General features: G+C 48.0%; 16 protein-coding genes and 1 tRNA gene. 10 read left to right on the top strand and 7 right to left on the bottom strand.

All coding sequences use genetic code 11. From position 1 onward, the window contains the following. Window positions 1-3: 3 nt before the first annotated feature. The gene (addA, locus tag ACRYI5_RS07040; RefSeq protein ID WP_448224776.1) at window positions 4-3822 is read right to left on the bottom strand and encodes a helicase-exonuclease AddAB subunit AddA; all 3819 of its coding nucleotides are present in this window, start codon (window positions 3820-3822) and stop codon (window positions 4-6) included. Further along, window positions 3809-7417: a PD-(D/E)XK nuclease family protein gene (locus ACRYI5_RS07045; RefSeq protein WP_448224777.1), complete on the bottom strand. Its 3609-nt coding sequence runs from the start codon at window positions 7415-7417 to the stop codon at window positions 3809-3811. Before ACRYI5_RS07045 ends, addA begins: the two co-directional genes overlap by 14 nt. Before the next feature lie 720 nt (window positions 7418-8137). Here ACRYI5_RS07045 and ACRYI5_RS07050 point away from each other — a divergent pair. Together ACRYI5_RS07050 and ACRYI5_RS07055 are read left to right on the top strand one after the other, a co-directional pair. After that, the gene (locus tag ACRYI5_RS07050) at window positions 8138-8494 is read left to right on the top strand and encodes a PadR family transcriptional regulator (protein ID WP_407880273.1); all 357 of its coding nucleotides are present in this window, start codon (window positions 8138-8140) and stop codon (window positions 8492-8494) included. Further along, the gene (locus tag ACRYI5_RS07055) at window positions 8481-9941 is read left to right on the top strand and encodes a DUF4097 family beta strand repeat-containing protein (RefSeq protein ID WP_448224778.1); all 1461 of its coding nucleotides are present in this window, start codon (window positions 8481-8483) and stop codon (window positions 9939-9941) included. Before ACRYI5_RS07050 ends, ACRYI5_RS07055 begins: the two co-directional genes overlap by 14 nt. Window positions 9942-10013: 72 nt before the next feature. Here ACRYI5_RS07055 and cls read toward each other — a convergent pair whose 3' ends face one another. The 3 genes from cls to ACRYI5_RS07070 form a co-directional block, all read right to left on the bottom strand. Further along, on the bottom strand, window positions 10014-11459 hold the full coding sequence (gene cls / locus ACRYI5_RS07060; protein WP_448224779.1) for a cardiolipin synthase: 1446 nt from the start codon (window positions 11457-11459) through the stop codon (window positions 10014-10016). Window positions 11460-11551: 92 nt separating this feature from the next. Then, window positions 11552-12778: an ATP-binding protein gene (locus tag ACRYI5_RS07065; protein WP_448224780.1), complete on the bottom strand. Its 1227-nt coding sequence runs from the start codon at window positions 12776-12778 to the stop codon at window positions 11552-11554. Window positions 12779-12790: 12 nt separating this feature from the next. After that, the gene (locus tag ACRYI5_RS07070; RefSeq protein ID WP_448224781.1) at window positions 12791-13441 is read right to left on the bottom strand and encodes an endonuclease III domain-containing protein; all 651 of its coding nucleotides are present in this window, start codon (window positions 13439-13441) and stop codon (window positions 12791-12793) included. Window positions 13442-13480: 39 nt separating this feature from the next. Here ACRYI5_RS07070 and ACRYI5_RS07075 point away from each other — a divergent pair, with 39 nt between their 5' ends. The 8 genes from ACRYI5_RS07075 to ACRYI5_RS07110 all read left to right on the top strand — a co-directional run bounded on the left by ACRYI5_RS07075 (window position 13481) and on the right by ACRYI5_RS07110 (window position 22353). After that, on the top strand, window positions 13481-13945 hold the full coding sequence (locus tag ACRYI5_RS07075) for a GNAT family N-acetyltransferase (protein WP_407880282.1): 465 nt from the start codon (window positions 13481-13483) through the stop codon (window positions 13943-13945). Between the two features lie 174 nt (window positions 13946-14119). Further along, window positions 14120-14671 carry a PadR family transcriptional regulator gene (locus tag ACRYI5_RS07080; protein WP_448224782.1) on the top strand — a complete coding sequence of 184 codons (552 nt, stop codon included), beginning with the start codon at window positions 14120-14122 and terminating at the stop codon, window positions 14669-14671. A 21-nt stretch (window positions 14672-14692) separates the two neighbouring features. Further along, window positions 14693-16264, top strand: a complete 1572-nt coding sequence (locus tag ACRYI5_RS07085; protein WP_448224783.1) for an MFS transporter — start codon at window positions 14693-14695, stop codon at window positions 16262-16264. 556 nt (window positions 16265-16820) lie between these two features. Further along, window positions 16821-17921 (top strand): ABC transporter ATP-binding protein, encoded by a 1101-nt coding sequence (locus ACRYI5_RS07090; protein WP_448224784.1) that lies wholly within the window; start codon window positions 16821-16823, stop codon window positions 17919-17921. Further along, a complete protein-coding gene (locus tag ACRYI5_RS07095; RefSeq protein WP_448224785.1) occupies window positions 17918-18814 on the top strand; it encodes a carbohydrate ABC transporter permease in 897 nt (298 codons plus the stop codon). Before ACRYI5_RS07090 ends, ACRYI5_RS07095 begins: the two co-directional genes overlap by 4 nt. 12 nt (window positions 18815-18826) lie before the next feature. After that, window positions 18827-19651, top strand: a complete 825-nt coding sequence (locus ACRYI5_RS07100; protein ID WP_448224786.1) for a carbohydrate ABC transporter permease — start codon at window positions 18827-18829, stop codon at window positions 19649-19651. 96 nt (window positions 19652-19747) lie between these two features. Next, window positions 19748-21016, top strand: coding sequence for an ABC transporter substrate-binding protein (locus tag ACRYI5_RS07105; RefSeq protein WP_448224787.1), 1269 nt, complete (start codon window positions 19748-19750; stop codon window positions 21014-21016). Between the two features lie 98 nt (window positions 21017-21114). Continuing rightward, window positions 21115-22353, top strand: coding sequence for an MBL fold metallo-hydrolase (locus ACRYI5_RS07110; RefSeq protein ID WP_448224788.1), 1239 nt, complete (start codon window positions 21115-21117; stop codon window positions 22351-22353). Window positions 22354-22415: 62 nt separating this feature from the next. Here ACRYI5_RS07110 and ACRYI5_RS07115 read toward each other — a convergent pair whose 3' ends face one another. Both ACRYI5_RS07115 and ACRYI5_RS07120 read right to left on the bottom strand, forming a co-directional pair. Then, a complete protein-coding gene (locus tag ACRYI5_RS07115) occupies window positions 22416-23591 on the bottom strand; it encodes an NAD(P)/FAD-dependent oxidoreductase (protein ID WP_448224789.1) in 1176 nt (391 codons plus the stop codon). A 344-nt stretch (window positions 23592-23935) separates the two neighbouring features. Next, a tRNA-Thr gene (locus tag ACRYI5_RS07120) sits at window positions 23936-24008 on the bottom strand. Between the last annotated feature and the right edge of the window lie 297 nt (window positions 24009-24305).

A 24305-nucleotide genomic window follows, 5' to 3' on the forward strand; every position in this document is an offset into this window, starting at 1 on the left:
CCTTTAGTTCACTTCAATGGCACGCCCAGCACTCAGCGAAAACAGCACTTTATGGGCGACGGGGAGCCCCGTCATGCTTGTTAAGGCCGCCGCATACAGATTTAACTGCCCGCGATACCGCGTGACTAACGCAGCCAAACCAGCATCCACAGCCTGCGGATTCACATGATCCGTTTTGTAGTCAAACACGGTTATTTCACCATTTTCAATAAAGTAGCCGTCAATAATTCCGTGGACAAGGATCTGTTCCGCTTGTGTTGGATCAGCCGGTTCATTGATGCCCTGATACAGCTCATACGCGGGCATTAATAATGAAAAGGCGGCTTCACGGTTCACGTCATGCCCGTGGGCCACAATTTGCTGGCCAAGTTTACTATCGAAGAATGCTTTCAGTTGGTCCATGTTAATGGCTAACGCCACGGCATCATTCATCACATGATCTGCGACCAGCTGATCAATTTGTGCTTGCAACGCCGCTGCCGTGGGCTGACCGTTAGTCAAATCAATGCTCTGCAAAACTAGGTGGGTGGCCGTTCCAATCTCGGTCGCCTTGGGTGCCGTGACCGTCTGCATAAACTGTGGCGTTCGTAAATCCGTTGTTAGCAGCCGTGATTTTGCCTTCGTTTGTTCATCAAGATCGAGGAAACCAAACTGGTTTTGATCCGGTTCTTCAAACAACCGTTTTAATTCTGACACAGACTGATACGCCGTTGTCTCTGTTGCCGCGTGGTTTGCATACTTAAACGCCAAAACTTGCTCCAACGCGTCAACATCAAGTGACCCGCCGAGGCTTTGACTTGCTGCCGTCCGTAACGTTTCAAGGTGATTTGTCGCTTCATCATCCGTTTCTGCTAACACGCCGGATGCTTCTAAGGCCGCCCGGGTCTGGAACACTAACTCAAAGCTGTTCAACCGCTCCGTTAGTTCTGAGGCCCCGGGTAACGGCACCACCAAATGGCTAATGCCTAGTTGGTCAGCAATGTGCGGTACCCGAACCAGCGTCATCCCCAGCCAATCCATAAACGTTTTCCCCTCTGCACGTAACGCCGTGTTTATGGTTAACCGGTTACTGTTTGCCGCCTTTTGCCATTGTTGCGTCAACGCTGCCTGATTTTTATACGTTCCAACAATGAAAAGTCGTTGTTGTGCCCGGGTCAACGCCACGTATAACACCCGCATCTCTTCTGACAACGTCTTTTTCAGCGATGCGCTCGCGACGATTTTCTTCTGTAACGTATCGATCTTGACGTGGCGTGTTTGATCAAGCCACGTAATCCCGATTCCTAGATGGTCATCCAAAATCACTGCACTTCGCTGGTCTGATAAGTTAAAACCGTGTGAGGCGTCCATGACAAAGACCACCGGAAATTCCAACCCTTTACTCCCGTGAATCGTCATCACTGACACCGCGTTTTCAGTGGTCGTTTCGGTAACCTCAGCCAGGTCCTTGTCGTGCTTTTGCATTTCGGTAATGAAGTGAACAAATTGGAATAACCCTTTAAAACTGCTGTTTTCATAATCAGCAGCCCGTGCATAAAGGGCGTGCAGGTTATTCACCCGTTGTTGGCCGCTTGGCATCCCCGCCACGTAATCCAGAAACCCGGTTTCCTGATAGATCGTCCAAATCAACGTCACCAACTGATTTTGCCGGGCAATGTCACGAAACAGCTCTAGCTGGTCGAGGAAGTGGCGCACTCGTTCATGGATCCTCATCCCAAAATCACCAATTTGTTCGGGTTGATTAACCACCCGCTCTTCAAAATCAAGCAACGCCTGAAAGTAGTCGCTCGTTTTATTTTGAATCCGTAAATAGGCCAGTTCGTTTTCTTTCAATCCGATAATTGGCGACCGCAGCACCGCCGCTAACGGAATATCCTGGTACGGGTTATCAATCAACCGCAGGAGCGCCATCATAATCTGAATTTCTGTCGTTTGAAAATAATTAGCGGTATCGCGAACCTGAAGGGGCACGCCCAACTTTGTAAACTGCTCCTGAAGCAACAGGTTATTACTGCGGGTTGGCACCAGTAACGCCACATCACCATAGGTCATGTCCCGATCCATGCCGGCCCGACGATCGAAAATCTGCTCGTGGTTTTCAACCATGTCTCGAATTTTGCTAGCGACCATGACGATTTGGCCTTCCGCCCGATCTGTAATCGCAAGATCCGTCGTCACCGCCTCGTCATCGTCGTCAGTCAGCGGTGTCTCCTCACCACTTTCGTAAATCATGACCTGGGTCTTGGGCACATTATCTTCGGGGTAATCTTTAGGCCCATACTGTAGTTCAGCGTCCCCCGCGTAATTCATTTCTCCCAACCGTTCATCCATTAATTGCGTGAAAATCAGGTTTGTAAACGCATCGACGTTTTTCATGGACCGAAAATTATCGGCCAAGATGATCCGTTCACCCGCTTCTGAAGGCGTCGTGGCAAACGTATTGTATTTGTGAAGAAACAGCGTGGGGTCGGCCAACCGGAAGCGATAGATCGACTGTTTCATATCACCAACCATGAACATATTTCCTGGATCATGGCGCGCTGCTGACTGTAAAATTTGTTCCTGAAGCTCATTAATATCCTGATATTCATCCACCAGAACTTCATGATACTTTGCCGTAATGGCCTCATGAACACCAGGATCCTGCAAAATTTGGTAGGCAAAGTGCTCCAAGTCACCAAAGTCCACAAGGTGGCGCTGTCGTTTTGCAGCGGCGAACGCCGTCATAAATTGTTTTGTCACCGTCGCTAACCGCGTCACCAACGTTTGCGCATGGGCGTTTACGTTCAGGACATCGGCCTCACTTAGCGTAAAGTACCGGTCAATCAGGCCATCCAGCCGTTTCTTTAACCCCGCTCGTAATGACTTCAGTTCTTCGTTCAACCGTTTGTCATCGTCCTCTAGCTTCCGCAAGCCAGGCGCCCGGCCTAACTCAACATCGGCTAAGTGTGTTCGCACCTGATTCCAATCGGCCGTCTCAAGCTGCGTTGGCAAGGCCGCAAACTGCGCTTGTAAGCCGTCCAGCACCGGCTGCCACTTTTTCTGATACTCATCCGTTGAAAAACCAGCACTCAAATTAACGGCAGTTTGAACATCACTTTGGCACTGGCGAACTGTATCCATAACATCCGGGACCACTGCCGTTTGAACCAGGTCGCTTTGCCATAACTGTGTGGCCGGTAACCGGTATTGATCCGGTAACGCCGTCAACCATGCCTCTGGATCCGCCTTAGCCGTGGCAAACGTCGCTAAGCGAAAGACCAAATCAGCTAAGCCCTGGTCATCCCGATCATTTGAGAAGTTCCGGGTCAATTCCGCAAACTGACCAGTGGGGTCATCCGCGTACAGCTGTTCACGAAGGTCACCCCAAACATCTTCCTTCAGGAGTTGTGCTTCCGTTTCATCTGCTAACTGTCGAAAAACTGGGTCCAGCTTGATGACGTAGTAATACTTTTGAACCAGCCGCAAACAAAAGGCATCCAGCGTACTGATATCGGCACTCGCCAATAGATTCAGCTGGTGCATCAACTGCCGTCTGCGGGCAGCGCTGGCGTCATCACTCCCCGTTGTTTCGTTGATGGTCGTCCGGAGTGTCGTCTGAATCCGTTCCCGCATTTCTCTAGCAGCCGCATTCGTAAACGTCACCACCAGTAAATTGGTAATGTCCGTCTCGTTTTGCTCATCCAGGAGTTCAGAAATAACACGTTCCACTAAGACACGTGTCTTCCCAGACCCTGCCGAGGCAGAAACGAGGACGTCATGACCACGATGATGAATGGCTGCATTCTGTGCTGGTGTGAACGCCAATTTAGTTGTCGCCATGTGTTTCCTCCTCTACATCCGCCACTTCAGGTGCCACGCGCTTCAACACTTCCGCTGGGCTTAATTTATCCAAAACGTGGTACCGATTTTCTGGTAACATCGCGTCAAATCGCATCACAGACGTGTACGGTGAGTACTGCAACCCCGTTTGCTTCCGCGCATCTTGAAACGGATTCAGTTTATCCGCCCCGGCAAAAATCTGGTTCCCGGCGTTTTTAATTAACGTCTCTTCATAGGCCAGAAAATTAGCCAAATCCGTGGGTTTAATCACTGATTTCGCCGTCGCAGAGAGCGTCAGATCCTTTTTCAAGGCCACGGGATAAATCTTCGACGTCCCCCCCTCACTAATAGCTTCATCAAGACTTGTGAGTAACGTTGGGTCCGCCACCAGCACACCCTGATATTTATGCGAAGCTAACAGGGCATTATTGATCACATCCGCGTTTTCAAGGTCTAACAATTTCCCCTTACTTAGCTGATTAAGTGAGACGCCCGCACTCTGAATGTGGAGGTATAAGGCCCCCGCCAGTTCATTTAGCTGACTTGGACTCACTGCATCCGCATCCTGACGAAGTGCGTCGAGGTAGGTCAACATTTGCATCGATAAACCGTAATAGGCCTGTTCAAAGTCAAACGTTCGCCGGCCAGATTTGTAATCCACAACGCTCAGATATTCCCGGTTGTCCACGTTCATTCCATCAACCCGGTCAATTTTTCCACGAACGTTGATCTTTCGACCACCCGCTAATTTAAATGATAAGGCGGGAAGCCCTTGATCCGCACCAACGTGACCAAACAGCACTTCGGTGGCTAACGTCCGCATCGGCGTTTGCCGTTGCTGTTGACCGATAATAGCCACCATTCGTTTGATTGTTTCAATCAACTGGTCCCGTACATAGCCCATTCGGTGTGAACTACCTAAAATAACAAACTGCGGTTGTGCATTAATGGTCGGCATCACTTCATCAATTAAATCATTCAACGCTGCGTCGTTTAACGCACTGAGTTCCACCCCACGACTAACCACCAGTTTCATCAGCTGATCTAGGGCCATATGGAAGTATTCCCCCGTGCCCGCTGAGGATAATTCAAATTCATCACGTTCGGCCAAACGCAGGCCAAACTTCAAAAAGTATTCATACTGATTGCGGTAAAAGGTCTCTAATTGTGAAATCGAGGTGTTTAATTGTTCGCCATATAACCCACTTACAATATCCGGCCGGAGTGGTTCTGGCACATTGCGGTAGTCCAACCCGCCCAACAGCTGATCTGTTAACCGGTTCATTGATGACTGTTTCAGCCACCGATAAATGAACACCCATAGTCGCGGAACCGGTGCTTTTTCTGCCTTTGCTTGATAACCAATTTTAACTAAATTTGTTAGGGTAAACCGCGGTGACCCAATAAACGGTTGTAACGCTCCAGGTTGCTCTGCCGCCAATGTTGGCGTGGTTTGATAATCAATCACCGTTAGGCCAAAGTGAGCCACAATACTGGTCACATAGCGTGATGGTTGGAGACCTGTTTCACCGTCCCCCCCTTGTGGATAGGACAACACGAGTTGCTCGGTCCCCGTCAAAAAGCCCATGTAATTTACATACGGGTCAAAGGTCATCTGGGTACTCGCATTTTGTGAAATAAACTGATCCGCTGCTAACCGTGGCGTCAAACGATCCCGATCACCATCCGTTAGAATCGTACTTTCGCGGACTTGATCTGGCATCACATCATCCGTTGCCCCCATTAAAAAGACAACTTTATAATCTGCGAGTTGAATAATTCCCGTTTCAGAGATAATGACCTGATCCAACGTTGCCGGAATTTGGGTGTAATTCACCCCTTCGAAACCGTTCAGTAATAGCATCCCGAATTCACTCACGTCAAACCCATCAGCAGTCCCAAGTAGGGCCACGTACTCATCAAGGATCCCCGTGAATGTATTCCACGCCTGCTCGTTACGTGTTGCTCGGGCAAGGTCACCACGTTCCGTGGCCGTGGTCCGCCATGCATTTAAACGGTCAATCACCCCTGTTGTTTGGAGAAACTCGTACAAAATCTTCGCGGCGTCTTTTCCGTTAGCAGCCTGTTCAAGTTGCTTGAAAAACGTAGGTAGAATGCTACCAACGTAATGATGGATAACGTTTAGCTGCCGTTGGACCTCCGCGTCTGCGTCCGTTAGCGTCTCTTCATCAACATTACGCATGCGCCAGTACGTCCAATCAGCGGTTTCCACCCACCGGTGGCCTTCAATCCCCGTCTTTAACACCCAGTTTTCCGTCAGTGCTAACGCCTGCCGAAATGCCGCAATGGTCATTGGCGTTTCATCAATCGTTGGGATCAATAATTCCGTTTTCAACAGGCGCATCACGTCTTGATAACGATAATAATGCGCCCGAACATCAAAGAGTGCGCCAATCAATTCAATCAACGGATGTTTATCCATCGGTTTATCTGAGTCATCAAAGTACGGAACTTCCATTTGATCAAAGACTGGGCCCACCATGTTTTCATATGGTGCCAAGTGTCGACTCAGCACCAAGAAATCACGGTAATGATACCGCTCAGGTTGCTCTGCCACCAACGTTCGAATTTGCCGGGCAACTTGATTAAGTTCATCTAAGCGCGTTGGCGCCGTAAACACCTGCAACTGGCCTGGTTGCGCACTTTTAACCGGTGGAACACGTTTGGCAGGTTGACTCGCCACCCAATAGTCATCAAGCTGGGCTAACGTCTCACTAACACGGACACTGCTACTGTTAATGGCAGCGAGCACTTCAACGTGATTTTCATGGGCTAACTGACTTAATTTAAGATACGTATTTGCCGGTTCATAAAACAAGTCGCCTAATTCTGGCTGTTTTGTTGGCACTTGATTCAACACTAACGAAACGGTGACACTCGCCGCTTTAACCATCATTGTCGTTATTAATGCTTGTTCCTGTGCCGAAAAACCGGTAAAGCCGTTAATATAAAAATGGGCATGTTCTAAACTCGAACCACTAACAAAGAAATTGGTTAACTGGTTAATCAAATCTGCCTGATCGACATAATCGCCTAATGATTCGGTGTACGCTTGATACACGATTGCTAAATCATGGAGTTTTCCACCCAGATCTGCTTGGTCTGCAACATCAAGTGTCCCGGCGATTCTTTGTAAGTCTGCGGCGCTCACCTGACCAACCTTCAGCTCCGCAAATTGCCGGACTAATTGATTGATGAAGCCCGTTTGGTTCAGCTCACCCGCAAACAGGGTCAATTCTGTTTGGTGCATGGCAATAATGTGGTACAGCAGCATGCTTAAGCCTGCATTTGATAGCCGGGGCCGTTGGTAACTTGGCGTATTTTTCATGAAGTACCACGCCAACCGGCTGAACGAAAAGACCTGTAGCTGCCCGTTGGCAAAAACCGGTGTCGTTTGACCACTGATGGCTTTTAACGCGCTTAATGCGCCCACTTCCGCATTAAACTTAATGTGATTCGGCACAATGATGAAGTATTGGTCATTTGGATGCTTTTGCATCGATACCCACATGTCGTTCATCATTGCCTGGCGATGATCCATCTTTGCCTGTCCCAAAATAAAGTTTAGTGTCAAAACGAACTCCCTTCGTATTCCTGTTTCGCTTGCTAATGCCTTTATTTTACTCGAAAGCATGCCGAATCAACACCATCAAAACTTGGCGATATAAATTATTTTAGGCAAAATGGTAGCGCTTTCAAATGGCTTTTGCTATACTCATAAGTGAGGAAGGAAGTTGGCCTTTAATGATCGAAAGCACAGTTCAGGCACATCACCTGAATGGCTGGTGCACTCGCGTCTATGGCTGATTCTCATCGTGAAATGGTTTTGTTCTGATAAACATCGTCCGGGAGCGAACGTCCCATAATCAGTTATGATGGTTAGACGAATGGCCAATGAGGAATCACAAGACAGCGAAAAAATGATGGCCTTAGAAAGATTCCTTCCTAGGCACTGCAAGGTCAGTTGGATGAAGTTGTTCATCAGCTGGCAACAGGCGGGCGGCAACCTAGAATCCGTCACAATTAAGCAACTCCGGAGTTGCACAGTTTAATAGCCGGTTGATCCGGCCACGGTTTGTGAGCAAGCCCCACCGTAACGAAAATGTTACCGTTGGCTTTGCGATGACCGAATCGTCTAAAACGCCCATTCCATTAGGAATGGGCGTTTTTTGTTGGGTCCTTATCGTGGTTGATTCAATTTTTCCACGCATATTACTTTGACACAAATAGTAATACGTGATACATTGTACCCGTTCACAAAAACAACTAACGAAAAATCTAGGGAGGCTTACTCATGACGCCCGAAATTTCAAAGGAGATTATCCGTGGTCACACCACGACGATCATCCTCAACATTCTGAGTCAGGGTGACAGCTACGGTTACGAAATCGCAAAAGCCATTCGAACACTCAGTCACGACGCTTATGAATTAAACGAAGCAACATTGTACACCGCGTTTCGGCGGATGGAAAAAAATGGTGAAATTGAAAGTTACTGGGGCGATGAAACCCAGGGTGGCCGGCGAAAGTACTACCGCCTGACCGAAGATGGGAACCTCACCCTTGCACAAAACGTTGCTAACTGGGCATTTGCTAAAAATGTCATTGATGATTTGATTACAGGAAGGATCGATGAAAATGGACACAATTGATAACATGGTTAAAGAACGCCTCGATAATTACTTTGCTGACTACCCAGATACAACGGATATGCACGAATTGCGTGAAGAACTTACCGCCGATCTAAGTGAAGCCGCTCATGAGCGCGAGGCCCAAGGCGAAAGCATGACGGATGCCGTCAATCATGCGTTTGAACAACTAGGTGACCTTGATGATCTCGTGGACGAGATCAATCAGACCAATCCTGAAGATGATGCCACATTTACTGATGACGACACCACGACCCATAAGCATGAGGGCCACTATCACCATCATGGCCACCACATCGACATCACGGATAATCAAATTTCAATCGACGGCGGAAAACTGTTTAAGGCCGACGAAAATGGCTTAACCGTTAACGGTGGTAAAACCATTAACATTGATGAAAACGGGTTGGACATCAATAACGGCCAGGTCAGTTTTACGAGCGATGGCGTTCGCTTAGGAAACCTTGTCATTGATGACACTGGCTTCCACCGTGAAGACGTGCCGAGCCAAAAAGCAACTTCACCAAAGAAAACCACAACTGATGACACCACGTTTGCTAACTTTGATAAGAGCTTTGACCGTACAGACGCAACCGATACTGAAATTTATGTAGATCGTTTATCAATGGTTAACGAAGTGACGTTCTCACCGGAAACAATCGACCGAATCAACTTCGATTACGTTAACTCAAGTGTCCGGGTGCTCCCTAACCACACCACGGACACAATCATCCTCAGAGAATACATGAGCCGGGCAAACACCAGTTACTTTGCCCACACAGACGTCAACAACGGTACCTTAACGATCAAAAGCGGCAAACGGCCACACCTCCTTCCGTTACGCATCCGGACACAACTGCTGATTCCGATGAGCTTTACTGGTGACCTCCTGCTCAATGTCCGTTCTGGGGTTGCTAAATTGACTGATCTAACCATGTTGAACCAGGTTCGAACTGTCATTAACAGCGGCACCCTTCAAGTTGACGGCGGCCACATGAAGGATCTCGATATCGAAAATAGTTCTGGCAACGTTAAACTCCGGCATTTGACCGTTGACGGCCTCCTTCGTTCCCGTGTCCACAGTGGCTCAACCCGTTTGGATGAAGTTAAGGCGAAGACGTTTGATCTGGTTGCAAACTCAGGCATCGTCCGCGGAACGGCGCTTACCGGTGCCGGTTCCATTCAGGCGAAGTCTGGAACCATCAACCTTGATTTTTCTGGCCTAACTGGCAACCTTGATACATCCGCAACCTCCGGGACGATCAAACTGCACTTTGCACCTGGCACTGAATATAATTTTGACCTCGATGCCGAAAGTGGTGCCGTTAGTGGCCCACGAACAGCCATTTATGATCATAAGACGAGTGCCTTCAAGGATGGCGCTGTGGGCGAAGACCCCGAATTTTACGTAACCGCCGTAGCAAAATCAGGGACCATTCGCCTCTCCTAAAGACACAGCACAGTTACACCAAATAAAAGACCAGCCCCTCATTGACGAGGAGCTGGTCTTTTTGTGCCTTCACTATAAAATTGGTGATAGGAGCCGGGAGAACGTTTGTTTAAATTTACGCCACCATGATTGGGAAACAAAGTCCGTATATGTGGTTAATTCACTGACCTGACTGTCCGCCTCAAACAATGTCGCAAGTTGTGCCGTAATGTCAGGGTCATAAATAAACGCATTAAGTTCAAAATTCAGTTTAAAACTTCGGAAATCAAGGTTCGCTGAGCCGACAGAGGCCACACCATCATCCACCACCATGGTCTTTGAATGGATGAAACCATTCCGATACTTAAAGATTTTAACGCCTTCACGTGCCAGCTGCTTTGCGTAATATTCCGTCGCCCGGTAAACGAACGCGTGATCTGGCATCGACGGAATCATGATGCGAACGTCCACACCGCTCCCTGCGGCAACCCGAAGTGCGTCTAACACAGAGTCATCTGGAATGAGGTACGGTGACTGAATCCACAGTCGCTTTTGGGCAGAGTTGATGAGTCGTAAATACCCCATCTTAATCTGCTCTTTATCAGAATCAGGCCCAGAGGACACAATCTGCATGTTGGTGTTCCCCTTAACCTTTGTCACACGGAACAAGTCATTTGTAACAGTTAACGGGTTAACTTTACTGGTTGCGTTCCAATCCCGAATAAACCGTGACTGAAGGCCGTAAATTCCGGCACCCACGATCCGCAAATGGGTATCGCGCCAGTAACCAAACTTTTCTTTCCGACCCAGATACTGATCCCCGATGTTGAAACCACCGGTGTAACCGATTGTCCCGTCGATCACCACGATCTTTCGGTGATCACGAAAGTTCAGTCGGAAATCGGCCCATGCGCTCCGTGTCTGTAGAAACGGATAGGCTTCACCACCCGCTGCTCGTAACGGGTCGTAGAACTTTGGTCGAACACCCATGGACCCCCATGAATCATACAATACCCGGACGACCACCCCTTCGTTTGCCTTCTTAATCAGGAGGTTCAGTAAGTCATGACCAATGTCATCCGCGTAAATCGTATAAAACTCGATGTGGATGCTTTGTTTGGCCCGTTCAATGTCTTCAAATAATTCGTGAAACAGGGCTTTACCATCCTTAATGACATGAACCCGGTTGTTCCGCGTTAAAAACGCCTGATCTGACTCAATAAAGAGATTAACCGTTCCCAGCGCCTGGGCAGTCACACCATCGGCTTCATTTCGTTCCGATGATAACTCGGCCCGTTGAAGCGCTAACCGCTCGTCCAGTTGCAACTGCTCCTGTTCCTGGATTTGAAACAGGCGGTTTTTCGGTAGTCGCCGACCCACAAACGCATAGGCAATAAAGCCAATCACCGGTAAAAAGACTAGCACCAGTAACCACGCCCAGGTAGCGGCAATATCACGGGGCTCTCGAAACACCGTAATGAACGCTAACACTGCGTTGACGTAAATCACGACTTCAAAAATAATGTGTGCCCAATTCATCAGGTCACGTCCTCCAATAATTCAACATTTACTACATTCATCTTACTCATCTTTTAACCATCCCGCGACCATTTTCTCCTGGATTCTGCTAACTAATGAAAACGTGGGCTCGCTGTTTCATGGACGACATTTGCGGGACTAATTTTAAGCGGCACCGGTTCTCTAAAGTGCGTCCCAGCCAGCGTTGCCTCACCCACATTTTGCTGCGCGATCTCAGCGATCACCTCGGGATTGGCGAGCAATAACGCTAATTCCGCCCCTGTTGTTAACCGGTGAATCATTAACTGACCAAATTCGCCCACTAACTGTTGTGGTAGATCCAGCGGACTTTGCGTCGTCAGCATGAGGTACGCACCCACTTTACGCCCCTCACGTGCAAGCCGTGATAAGCCGTCATCGGCCATTTCCGTCGATTGTGACAAGTAGCGATGTGCTTCATCAATGGTTAAAACAACCGGAACACTCTGCCTCATGGTTTGTTTCAACCGAAGTAACCGCGCGGCTAATAGACTCACGATCAAGCGGCCTGTCCGTAAATCACCAGCTAATGCTGAGAGATCTATAACAAGGTGGCGGTGGTCGGCCTTCATGGCGGCAAACAACCGCATCAAGTAGCCGACATCATACCGTGTTTTGGGTAACCGCTTCTTCATCTGATCCGTCATCGGCAACCGCAGTAAGCGTTGGTACACCGGATTGCTTAACCACTGACGAAGCTTCACAACCGCTGGATAGAGGCGGGTCTGCTTTTCAAAATCAGGTTGTTGACCGATTACATCAAAATTGGCTGCGGCGCCCGCTAGCGGCTTAACGCATTCTGCTAACAACTGCTCTGGTAATAGCGCGCCGTTGTAGGGCCGTGGATACGCGTGTAACCGTGCTAATGCATCCTCGTGATCCGACCACAACCGGTTCATCTTCACGTAAAGTCCCTGTTTACGGACCACATTCTTCATGATTCGTAAGCTGACAATGGCCGCGCCCAGCGTTTCAATCGCCTCATGATCCGTAATGCCTGCCAGCTGGGCCAGCTCTGGTGCCGTTAACGCCGTGTAGTCAAGAAAGGCCTTGCCCCCTAATTGACCCACCACAGCGTTTGGCAGGTTCACATACTCACCAGTTGGGTCTAAAATAATTGCCGTTTGGCTCTTGTGTTGCAGTGCCATTAACAGGGCAACCATTGACGTCGATTTACCGCTTCCCGTTTGGCCGACAATCAATAAGAGTTGGTTTAACAGGTCATCCGCCGAGACGCTCACCGTTTGCCCAGTTGTCTTGTTGAGTGCCCAATCTGTCAGCATAATGTCTGGTTCTTGCATCGGTTGACCTCCCTAACGTTCCCTTAGTTTAAACGACCCCATAAAGCTGGCCTCCCACTGTGTGGCCGTCTTAATTTGTTTGCCCAGACCGTCAATCAGTGCGTGAAGCTCTTGAAACTCAAACCACGTTAGCCCAGCATCCGCCTCCACAAGTTGTTGAAACGCTCGGTATGATTTTGGTACTTCAAGTCCAAGCCAACCAACTTGCCGCCGGGCATAGGTATCCGCAATAAACAGTGGGTGATGAAAACCGTACATCATAATGTCATCCACCGTTTCGTTTCCCAGGCCCTTGACGGATAAAAGTGCTGTTTGCAATGTTTTTCGATCCATCCGTTCAATGGCGAGCAAATCATCATCGTAACGCCCTAACCACTCGGCGGCCGCAATTAAATACGTTGCCTTCATCCTGTACAATCCAGCCGGTTTAATCACCGTTGCTAATGCTTCAGGATCAAGGTTGCGGATGACTGCCGGATCATTATCAGTTGCCGCTAGTAATGCCTTTGCAGCGGCTGTCGCGTTGGCGGCACTCGCATTCTGAATGAGAATCGCTGTCCACATCACTTGAAGGGGTGACTGTGCCCACAGCGTTTCGGGTGCCAACCAGTTTTGTGGCCCCATATTCGTTTCTAAAATGTTGTATAGTGGTTTTAACTTCATCAAATTATCCTCATCATTGATCCAAGAAAGGCGTCCATCATGTCACAGATCACCATTCGCCCTGCTACCGTGGCAGACTATCCCAGACTTGAACAAATTTACCTCGTGGCCCGCCAGCGTGCCTTTCCATGGGTTCATCAGCCGCGCCTCACAGATTTTGACCGTGATAGCCGCGGTGAACTCATTTTAGTCGCTGAGTTAAATCAGCAGGTCGTAGGGTTCACTTCATTTTACCGCTTAGCCAGTTTTATTCACCTATTATTCGTTGACCCTGCATTTCATCATCAGCATGTCGGGACCGCCCTCATAGGTGGCTTACGAACAATTGCGACTGAACCGTTACAGTTGAAAGTTGTCATTCAAAATGAAGCGGCCCGCGCCTTTTATGCCCACCACCACTTCCGTGAAACAAAACGTGATGTGCTCGCAACGCCGCCAAACATTACGTTAGAAGACACGCGCCTTGATCAATACCCAAATTTAGGCCGCCACGCCACCATTTAGTTTGATCGCTTAGTGCCAGTGACCACCGCCCTCACAATGATTCGTCTTTCGGCTAATCATTACCGGGTGGTGCTTACTGGCACTTTTTTATTTTTTGTTGACTTCTCTGTAAATGCGCGTATGCTATGTATCTGTTAGATATATATCTTTTTGATATAAAAGGAGTCGTAATTCATGTACACACTATTTGTTTTAGGTGAATTGATGGACAACCCATTAACCGGTTACCAATTACGTGACATTCTTAGTCACGTTATCGGTGACCGATTTACGGTCAGCTGGGGGATCATTTATCCGCTGTTGGATAAGCTTGAAGAAGCGGGCGATATTACCCTAGTGAATACGCAACACGACGGTGGTCGTCAGCAAAATGTCGCTCACCTCACCGATCATGGTCGCGACCACTTCAAAGCGTTAATGGCAAAGCCAATCACGCCAGGTAAGAATGAAGAAATGCTGTACCTTTTCAAACTTGATAATTTACATCATCTGACAACGCCGGAAGCCATCGACCTGCTTGAGACGTTTATTGCTTATAAAACGGCCGTAAGAGATAGCGCCCAGACTGCCAAATCAGCCATTCAGGCGGCTGACATGGACGACGCTGACAAGTTTACCTCAACCGCCCTTGGTCAATACCGACTGGCCAAAGCACAAGCCGCCATCGACTGGGCAATCACCGTTCAACGTGAGCTTTCAGCAGGCGCACTCACTAACCTCAAGTAACTTTTAAAGGAGCACTACATCATGCAAAAATTTAAATTATCACCAGCCATTCGCCACTGGCTTGCCCTCGTGGCAGTGTGTCTCGGCGTGTTCATGGCTCTTCTTGATGTGACCGTTGTTAACGTCGCATTGCCAACCATTCAGCGCGATTTCAACGAGTCGTTTAACAATTTACAGTGGATTATCAACGCGTACACCATGGTCTACGCCGTTAGCCTTTTACTAATTTCTAAGCTAGGTGACCTGTTTGGCCGGAAACGCATTTTCCAAATGGGCTTGTTGATTTTCACCTTGGGTTCACTCGCCTCAGCACTCGCTCAAAGCGGCCTTCAATTAAACATTTTCCGTGGGGTTCAAGGGTTTGGTGGTGCCGCCATGCTCAGTTTGTCCATGGCGATCGTCGCCACAACGTTTAAAGGGAAAGAACGTGGTGTTGCCCTTGGAATCTGGAGTTCCGTTGTTGGTTTGGCAACGGCCATCGGACCACTCTTTGGGGGAATCCTGGTTCAAGCCTTTTCATGGCGGGCCATCTTCTTAATTAACGTTCCCGTCGGCATTATCGCCCTGTTGATGGCCTTCTTCTTTGTCGATGAAAGCTACGGTAACCGAAATGGCCACGTCGACATCGTCGGGATCGTCATTAGTACCGTTGCCATTTTCTGCATCATCTTTGGTTTGTTGCAAAAAGAAAATCACACCAGTTGGTCATGGCTTAACGTTCATGTTGCTGGCTTATTAGGTGGTGGTTTGCTCCTCCTGGTTGCCTTTGTGATCCTTGAATTGCGGATCAAGGAACCCATGATGGATGTGCGGATGTTTAAAATTCCATCATTTGTTGGGGCAACCCTTGTCGGCTTTGGCCTTGGTGCCGGGCTCTACGCAATGTACACGTACCTCACCGTTCTCATGCAAAACTACATTGGTTACTCCGCTATGCAAACGGGGATTCGGCAATTAACAATCAGTGTCTTCAGCCTTATTTTAGGCCCTGTCATTGGAATTTTAACGAACCGCTGGGGAAATCGCTGGTTAATGTTTGCCGGAATGCTCTCCATTAGCCTCGGCCTGTACCTGTTGTACCGCACCATTACGCCAAACGTTACGTACGAAAACTTTGCCATTGCGTTCGTCTTTTTAGGACTTGGTAACGCAACCGTGAATCCCCCACTATCTGCTGCGGCCATTAGCGCCGTCGAACCTAAGCACATTGGAATGGCAAGTGGCATCGTCAACGTCTTCCGTCAGTTTGGGATTAGCTTTGGGGTCGTCACCTTGGGCATTCAGTTAACCAATGCCTATCATGACCACATTACTAGCCACCTCGCAAATACGGGGCTACCACCCCAGGCCCTTGGTGGGATTAAACATGGCCTCCTCGCTGCTGGACCATTTTCCGGCAAAGCTGTGCTTGCCAGCAAACAAGCAGCGCCACTGCGCCAACTTCCTGCTTACCATAACGTTCACCACCTCGTTATTTCGGCGTTTGATCTTGGTTTCAAAAACCTTTTACTGTTAGCCATTGGCTTTGCACTTCTCGGTGCTTTCGCAGCAATTTTACTGGTTCGCGATCACCATTCATCCGCGAACGCTTAACAATTTCACTGACGAAAAAGGCGACTGTCTTCCCATTTTAGGGAAGGCAGCCGCCTTTTCGTTCATCCAGATTTTCCGACCGCTGAAACGGTGGCCACCACTTTAAAATAATCATTAGTTTCATGACTGCTTCACATTTGCCATCACCAGTTTTCTTATTTAACCGACGTTTAAATAAGAAAATGACTAACTTGTTTTTCACCCGTTTCTTAACGCATTCCACCTGGTAACTAATCAATAAGTGCCCTGTGTGATTCGCCAATTTCACCTTTATTTCGGCACTATCGATGGCTTTACATGCAAGTGCCCAATTACTGATGTTCATAATTTATGTAATATTACGTTATTTATAGATTTTTTTATTAATTTTTGAATATAAAACCGAACTTTAAAATGATTGACCATCGTTTTCAATCGTGTATACTAGCCCCAACGGGTAATTCTAAATGAACCACTAACATAATCTCAGCAATGGTGTTCGCTGCCGTTGCCGTCAATGTTCCTTGATCCTACTTTCCAGCTTTGACGTTAGTTTACTTTGAAAGGGTGTTTTACTGTGGACGTTACCTTTAAACAGGTCTCACTGGCCTACGACAATCATCATCACATTTTAAATCAAATTAGTTTCACCATCCCCGAAGGACAGTTGACTTGTCTCCTCGGCCCTAGTGGCTGTGGTAAGTCAACGACCCTCAATTTGATCAGTGGTTTACTTCAACCAACTGCTGGCCAAATTTACTTTGGCGACCAAGACGTGACGCACCATGATGCCTTGGCCCGAAAAGTGGGGATGGTTTTTCAGAACTATGCGCTTTATCCGCACATGACCGTTCTTGATAACATCTGCTTTCCCATGAAGATGATGAAAATGCCAAAAGCAGCCCGGTTGGCCCGAGCGCATGAACTGGCAGCGTTAGTTCATTTAACTGATGAGCTCGACAAACACCCCGGCGAGCTGTCTGGTGGTCAACAACAACGGGTTGCCATCGCTCGTGCCTTAGCAAAGTCCCCCAGCATTCTGTTGCTCGATGAACCCTTATCAAACTTAGACGCGCGCCTACGGGTCGAAATGCGTGAAGAAATCCGCCGCATTCAGCAGGAAACGGGCATCACAACGGTTTTTGTCACTCATGATCAGGAAGAAGCAACTCACATTGCGGATCAAATTATGGTCTTAAACGAAGGGGCAATTCAACAGTTCACCACCCCAAACCGACTCTATGAACAACCGGCCAACCTTTTCGTAGCCCGTTTCATCGGCGCCCCAATCATCAATACACTCCCATTAGCCGATGCGCAACATGACCTTGCAGGCCACATCCCGGAGGCCATTTTAAAAGCCGGCCGCACCCTCGCTGTTCGTGCTGAAAGCTTGGTACCAGTGCAACCAGGAACTCACGATATTGTTCTTAATGGGACTCACTTAGTAACACACCAATTTGGCCGTGAAATTATGACGCGCATTAACTACGCTGGCGATGATCTCATCTCAACCAGTTTTCCAGCCGATCTACATAATCGATCCCAACAATCATTCGCATTCGCCCTTGCGCCCACCGGGACCTTCATCTTTGATCAAACGGATCAACGCATCTGGCCACCGGTTCAATCTGCCACCATTACACCATTTTCAACCAGGGAGGCAACCGGTGCATGATTAATCAACGACCCACCTTAAAATCAACGCTAATTGCCCTAACCTACCTAGCGCCAATGCTGATCATCACCATCGTTTTCAACATCTACCCCATCGTCAAATCCTTTGCGATGAGCTTTTACACGAAGTATGACTTTTTCACTGACAAGGTGAGCGCGCTTGGCCTCGATAATTTCCGCTTCATTTTGACTGATCCAGACTTTCATCTTGCCGTCAGAAACACCCTCATCTTTGTCTTAGGGGTCGTTCCACTATCTGTCATTTTATCGCTGGGGATCGCGATGATGCTAAACAACGTCCACTGGCTGGCAGGCCTTCTCAAGACGGCCTACTTCTTGCCATTTGTGACCAGCACCGTCGCAATCTCCCTCGTTTGGCAATGGCTTTATAACGGCCAATACGGGCTGTTTAACGCTGTTTTAGCTCACTTTGGGATTCATGCCATTGATTGGTTAAACGATCCCCACTGGGCCATGCCAGCACTCATTATGATGACTGTTTGGAAGGGCCTTGGTTTTAAAATTATTTTGTTCTTAGTCGGGTTAAACAACATCAATCAACGTTACGACCAGGTCGCTAAAATCGACGGCGCCAACGCATGGCAACGTTTCATCCACATTACCTTACCACTGCTATCCCCAATGACGTTCTTGGTCAGCATCACCAGCGTTATTGGCGGCTTCAAGGTGTTTGACGAGATCTTTGTTCTCTTTTCGGGTTCCCCAGGACCCGGGAAGGCCACGTTAACAATCGTCTTTTACCTGTACCAAAAATTCTATTCTGAATGGAAGTACGGTGTTGCCGCCGCTTCAGGTGTCGTGTTATTCATCATGATTCTTCTCGTTACCCTTGGGCAACTCTGGTACGGCAAAAAGCACGTTCACTATGTGTAAGGGAGCGTCACAATGACAAAACAACGTTTAAGCCAATTATTATTGTTCACCGTCCTGGTTCTCGGTGCCGTGACCATGTTAATTCCGTTCATTTGGATGCTGACCACCGCACTGAAGACCGCACCAGAAACAATGGTTGTTCCCCCAACCTGGCTCCCTAAGCACCTTCAGTGGCATAACTTTGTCAGTGCTTGGCACGCAGCCCCGTTTTTCACCTACTTTCTGAACAGCATTTTCGTAACCACCATAACCACCATTGGCCAGCTGTTTACGACCATCCTCGCTGCGTTTGCCTTTTCACGACTATCCTTTTACGGTCAGCGAGCGCTATTCGGCTTATTCCTCTCCACCATGATGGTTCCTGGTGAAATGCTCATCATTCCAAATTTCGTTACCTTGTCGAAATTTGGGTTAATCAACACCTATGGCGCATTGATCATCCCCTGGCTTGCCAGCTTCTTCGCGGTCTTTACGTTGCGGCAAACGTTTAACACCATTCCAAACGAACTGTATTATGCCGCCAAGATTGATGGCGCGTCCGATTGGCACTTTTTGTGGACCATGATGGTCCCACTGTCTAAATCTGCCATCACCGCCATTGGCATCCTTGAGGTCATTGGGAGCTGGAACTCCTTCATGTGGCCGCTCATTGTCACCAACTCTGCAAAATTACGCACGTTGCCTGTCGGCTTAAACGCCTTTACAAGTGACGCAGGCACCCAGTTTCAGCTCCTTATGGCTGCCTCCACGTTTGTCGTTTTGCCAATGATCATTGTCTACCTGATCCTTCAAAAATACATTATTGCTGGAATTAGCCACGCCGGTCTTAAAGGCTAGTTCACACATTCCTCACCGAAAGGGGTGTTGCCATTCGCAAATGAGGGGCGTTTTGCTTAACATACTTGGTTATCGTAGAAAGGAAGGCTCACCATTATGAAGATCCACAAGGGGTTTGCAATTTTGGCAACACTTGCTGCTGCCGCAACATTAACCATGACCGTTTTTCAACCGGCTCACGCATCAAAGCACGCGACACCAACAAACATCTCCTTTTGGAGTGGCTTAACTGGACCGTACCAAAAGAACCTTGAAACCATCGTCAACGACTACAACAAGTCGCAAAAAACTTATCACGTGACGACAACGTCTCAGGGTGATTACGCCCAGATGAATCAAAAAGTTATGGCCGCAGCAAAATCACATAGCCTCCCCGTTATTGGGATGACAACTTACACAAACCTTCCTGATTACAAGAGTCACGGTTTCATTGATAACCTTGATCCAATGTACAGTAGCATGTCTAAAAAGGCGCGCAACGACATTTATCCCGCATTCTTGACCGGATCAAAGATTGGGAAATCCTATTACTCAACGCCATTATCAAAATCCACCCGCATTATGTACGTGAACCAGGACATTCTTAAAAAATACAATCTAACCGTTCCGAAGACGTGGGAAGATCTGAAAAAAGACGGTGCTAAACTCAAACAAGACGGGATCTACGCTTACGGATTCGATAAGAGTTTTGACATGGAATGGGACGGCATGACCCATGCTGCCGGTGTCACCCCCGTAACCAGCGCAGGAACGGTCAATGTTAACAATAAAAAGGCCATTTCCGCTGCTAAGTTTGTTCTCGACATGGTTAAGGATGGCACTGCCAAATCCGCTGGATCAGATATGTACTGGACCAAAAACTTTGTTAACGGTAAATCAGCCTTCTACATTGGTTCCTCTGCCGGGTTGACCCAGACAAAATTGCAAGCACCAAAGGACCTTCACTGGACAACAGCCCCAGTACCGTCATATGACGGTAAAAGCGGCACAGAAGTTGCTGGTAACGACGTTGTGCTCTTTAAGAGGGCCAGCAAAAAGCAACAGCAGGGTGCCTACGACTTTATGAAGTATCTGCTGAAGCCAACGACGGCCACAAAATGGGCTAAGCTAACTGGCTACGTTCCACTAGATAAGAGCGCAACCAAATCCACGGATTATCAGGACTTTCTAAAGGCCCATCCTGAAAACAAAGCCGCCGTTAATTCATTACCCCAAGCCTTCTCGCAACCAACATTTGTTGGATTCAGTGAGTACTACAATGATAAACAAAATGCCTTTAACGACATGCTAACCAAAGGAACCTCCGCAAAGGACGCCCTCGATCAATTAGCAACCCAAACGAAACAAATCACAGAAAAGCAGTAACCACGTTTCCCATCAACTTTAGGTTTTGTAGAGCGGTCCAGTGTCAGGAGCCGCTTTACTTACATAGCACTTAATTCTTTTTAAAAGGAGGCCATTTTATGACTAACGTTCGTTTTCTAAACGGCCTAAACACTATTGGTGGCAATATTGTCGAGATCACAACCGCCACATCGCGAATTATCACGGACTTCGGGATTGCAGTTAACAGCGATGACGCAGATCCAGACACCTTAATGGCTAACCATCTCTTGCCGGATCTACCCGAACTTTTTACCCGGTCAGCTGAACCAAGTCCTTACCGCCATGAGGCGATTTTCATCAGCCACCTGCACCTTGATCACACCGCAGCCCTCCAATATTTAAAAACGGACATCCCCGTTTACCTCTCAGCCGATTCCTATCGTCTTTACAAGCACTTGGCCGCGGCCGGTCTCGCTAAGCCAATGGGGCTCAACTTTCACTCGTTTCATTACGATACCCCAGTCCAGATCGGTGACTTAACGGTGACTGGGTTTGCCAGCGACCACGATGCGTTTGGTGCTACGGCCCTCCTGATTTCAGATGGGCGGCATTCTTTTGGCATCTCTGGCGATGTCCGGCTCAACGGTCCCCACATTGAAAACGTGCACCACTGGCTCGATGTCTTTCATCAGGCTCACTTAGACCTCTTTATGTTGGAAGCCACAAGTTTCAGCTTCCCGCCATCAGAACAAGAACCTGCCAGTGAAGCGCAATTGCAAGCTAGCTTTCGCGAGCTCATCCAAACGCACCCTGAGCTACTTGTGTTAAACCCCTATCCACGAAATTTAGAGCGACTCCTCCGGTTTAACCAAACAGCCAATGCACTCAACCGGCCCGTTGTTTGGGAGCTTGCTTACGCCCGGTTGCTTCATGCATTTTACCCTGAGGCACTGATTCATGTCTTAAATACCACACATTTAAACCGTGAAGATCTCAATACACTTATTCCAGTTTCATCTGCCACGCTTCGCCATGAGCCTGATCATTTTTGTCTGCAAAATAGTTTTGAAAATCTTCCCCAGCTTGATTCGTTTGGTCCACTACTGTATCTGCATAGTAATGGTGAACCACTGGGTGATTATGACCCACGCTTTGCCGTTCTCCAGGACTTTCTCTCAACGCATCACTGGCAGTTACAAACACTCAGTAGTTCTGGCCACGCGACCCCCAATGCATTAGTCGCCATTGCCAAACGGGTAAACGGACAGACCACCGTCTTGTGGCATTCATTCCACCCAGCGGCGGCCGCAGAGGCATTGGCTTCACTCCCCACCGAAACCCGCTTGCCTGAGCGAAATCAGTCTTACCACTTCTAACCGACAAAAAAAGCTTATCAGCACACAAATCGTAATGTGTGTTGATAAGCTTTTTAATTTAACTAGCTAAGGTTGCGCATCATGTTAGCAAAGCCGGTTTCTTCCATAATCGAACGATCATTAATCATTTTCTTAACGAGAGAAACCTTATGCCCCTTTAGCTTGATTGAACCAGTTGACCCAATTTCAGCAATGCCTCTAGTTGGCCCAAGTGAACAAACCGTTCCCATGGACTTGTACGTAAAGTTCGTCATCGACTGTCCTTCAAGACTCCCCTTGATGTTCTTAACGACATGGGTTGCTTGTGCAATCGCGATTTGCCCAGTTGTTGGGTAGAACCGCCCACTAGCTGGGTCAGGAACCGCACTATTATCCCCAATGATAAAGACATCTGGGTGATCCTTAAGGGTTAACGTTGGTTCGACAGCAACCCGGTTCCGCTTTTGATCAAAACCGGAGTCGGCAATCACTTGGCTTCCGCGAACACCAGTCGTCCAGATAATTGTGTTTGCTTCATACGTCTTGTCACCACTAACGACCCCGTGGGCAGTTACTTCATCAATTGCCGTTGCGGTGTGGATGATGGCGCCATTATCTGCCAAATACTTCACCGCGTAATCAACAAGTTTTTCATCAAACATTGGCAAAACTTTTGGTTGGGCCTCCAAACAGGTAATTTCGATCTTATCTGCTGGTAAATTGTATTGCTGAATTAAACTAGGCATCCGGTGAACTAGTTCACCCAACAGTTCGATACTAGTAAAACCGGCCCCACACACAATAATGTGGAGGTCCCGTTCATCCTTAGTCTCGTTATAGGCTGCTAAACGTGTTTCTAAGTGCTTCCGAATGGCGACGGCACTGTCGATGTCTTGAAGCTTTAGACCGTACTCAGCGGCGCCCTTAATGCCAAAGTCCTCTGATTCAAAGCCGAGTGCAACCACCAAGTAATCATAATTAAGTGGTGCTGCTTCACCTGCAACACTAACTTGCTTGTGATCAACGTCGATCTTGGTCACCGTATCCTGCTTAAACGTCACCCCTGATGGTAACGCACGCGCAATATCAAACGTAATGTGGTCTGGTTCATTTGTCCCAATGGCCACTGTATGTAGTGCTGTTGCTTCATAATGATAGGCATTGCGGTCAATCAAGGTAATGTGCACATTGGCATTGTGCAGTTCATGAACCGTCCGTAAGCCTGCGTACCCTGCACCTAAAACGATTACTTCAGTCATCTTTATTCCTCCCAAATTATCCGTTCACAAATTTAGCAGTCGAGTTGATTAGCGCCATACCAAATTTGGTTTCGCTTCCATTATAAAATCAAATGTACACAATTGTCTGCAATAACGCCTTTTATTTAACTTTAAAAATAGTTCATTTATCAGATGATCGTTCTAATTAAACGTTTCATGCTCATGACGGACTTCATAAAGTGGATCCCTCCTCAGCATAGCATATTCATGCATCATGGTTCTGCCAACCTGCTTATTATCTCCCTTTTCACTATCCATAGTTCAGTCCACAAAAAAACGCCGCTCCACGGTGATCAACCCGTGAAACGACGCTTTACCTTTGATGCCGGATAGGTGACTCGAACACCTGACCCTCGGTTTACGATACCGATGCTCTACCAACTGAGCTAATCCGGCAAATCAGTACAGAAATAAGTATAGCGAACTTTAGGGCGGGCTTCAAGCCTTTTTAAGCACTTCCTGACCGCTTTTCATGACCATTGCTTCATTGTTGTTCCTAGCCTCTGCAGCCCTTCTTGACTAAGTGGATTGTGGGTTTCATCTGCCATGCTCTTTAACGCCTCACACAAATTCACACCACAAAAAAACGCTGACCTAATGGTCAACGTTTTTCATTGCATGGCGACGGCCTACCCTCGCAGGGAGCGATCCCCCAACTACTCTTGGCGCGACAAAGCTTAACTTCCGTGTTCG

This window comes from Furfurilactobacillus sp. WILCCON 0119, assembly GCF_053471565.1.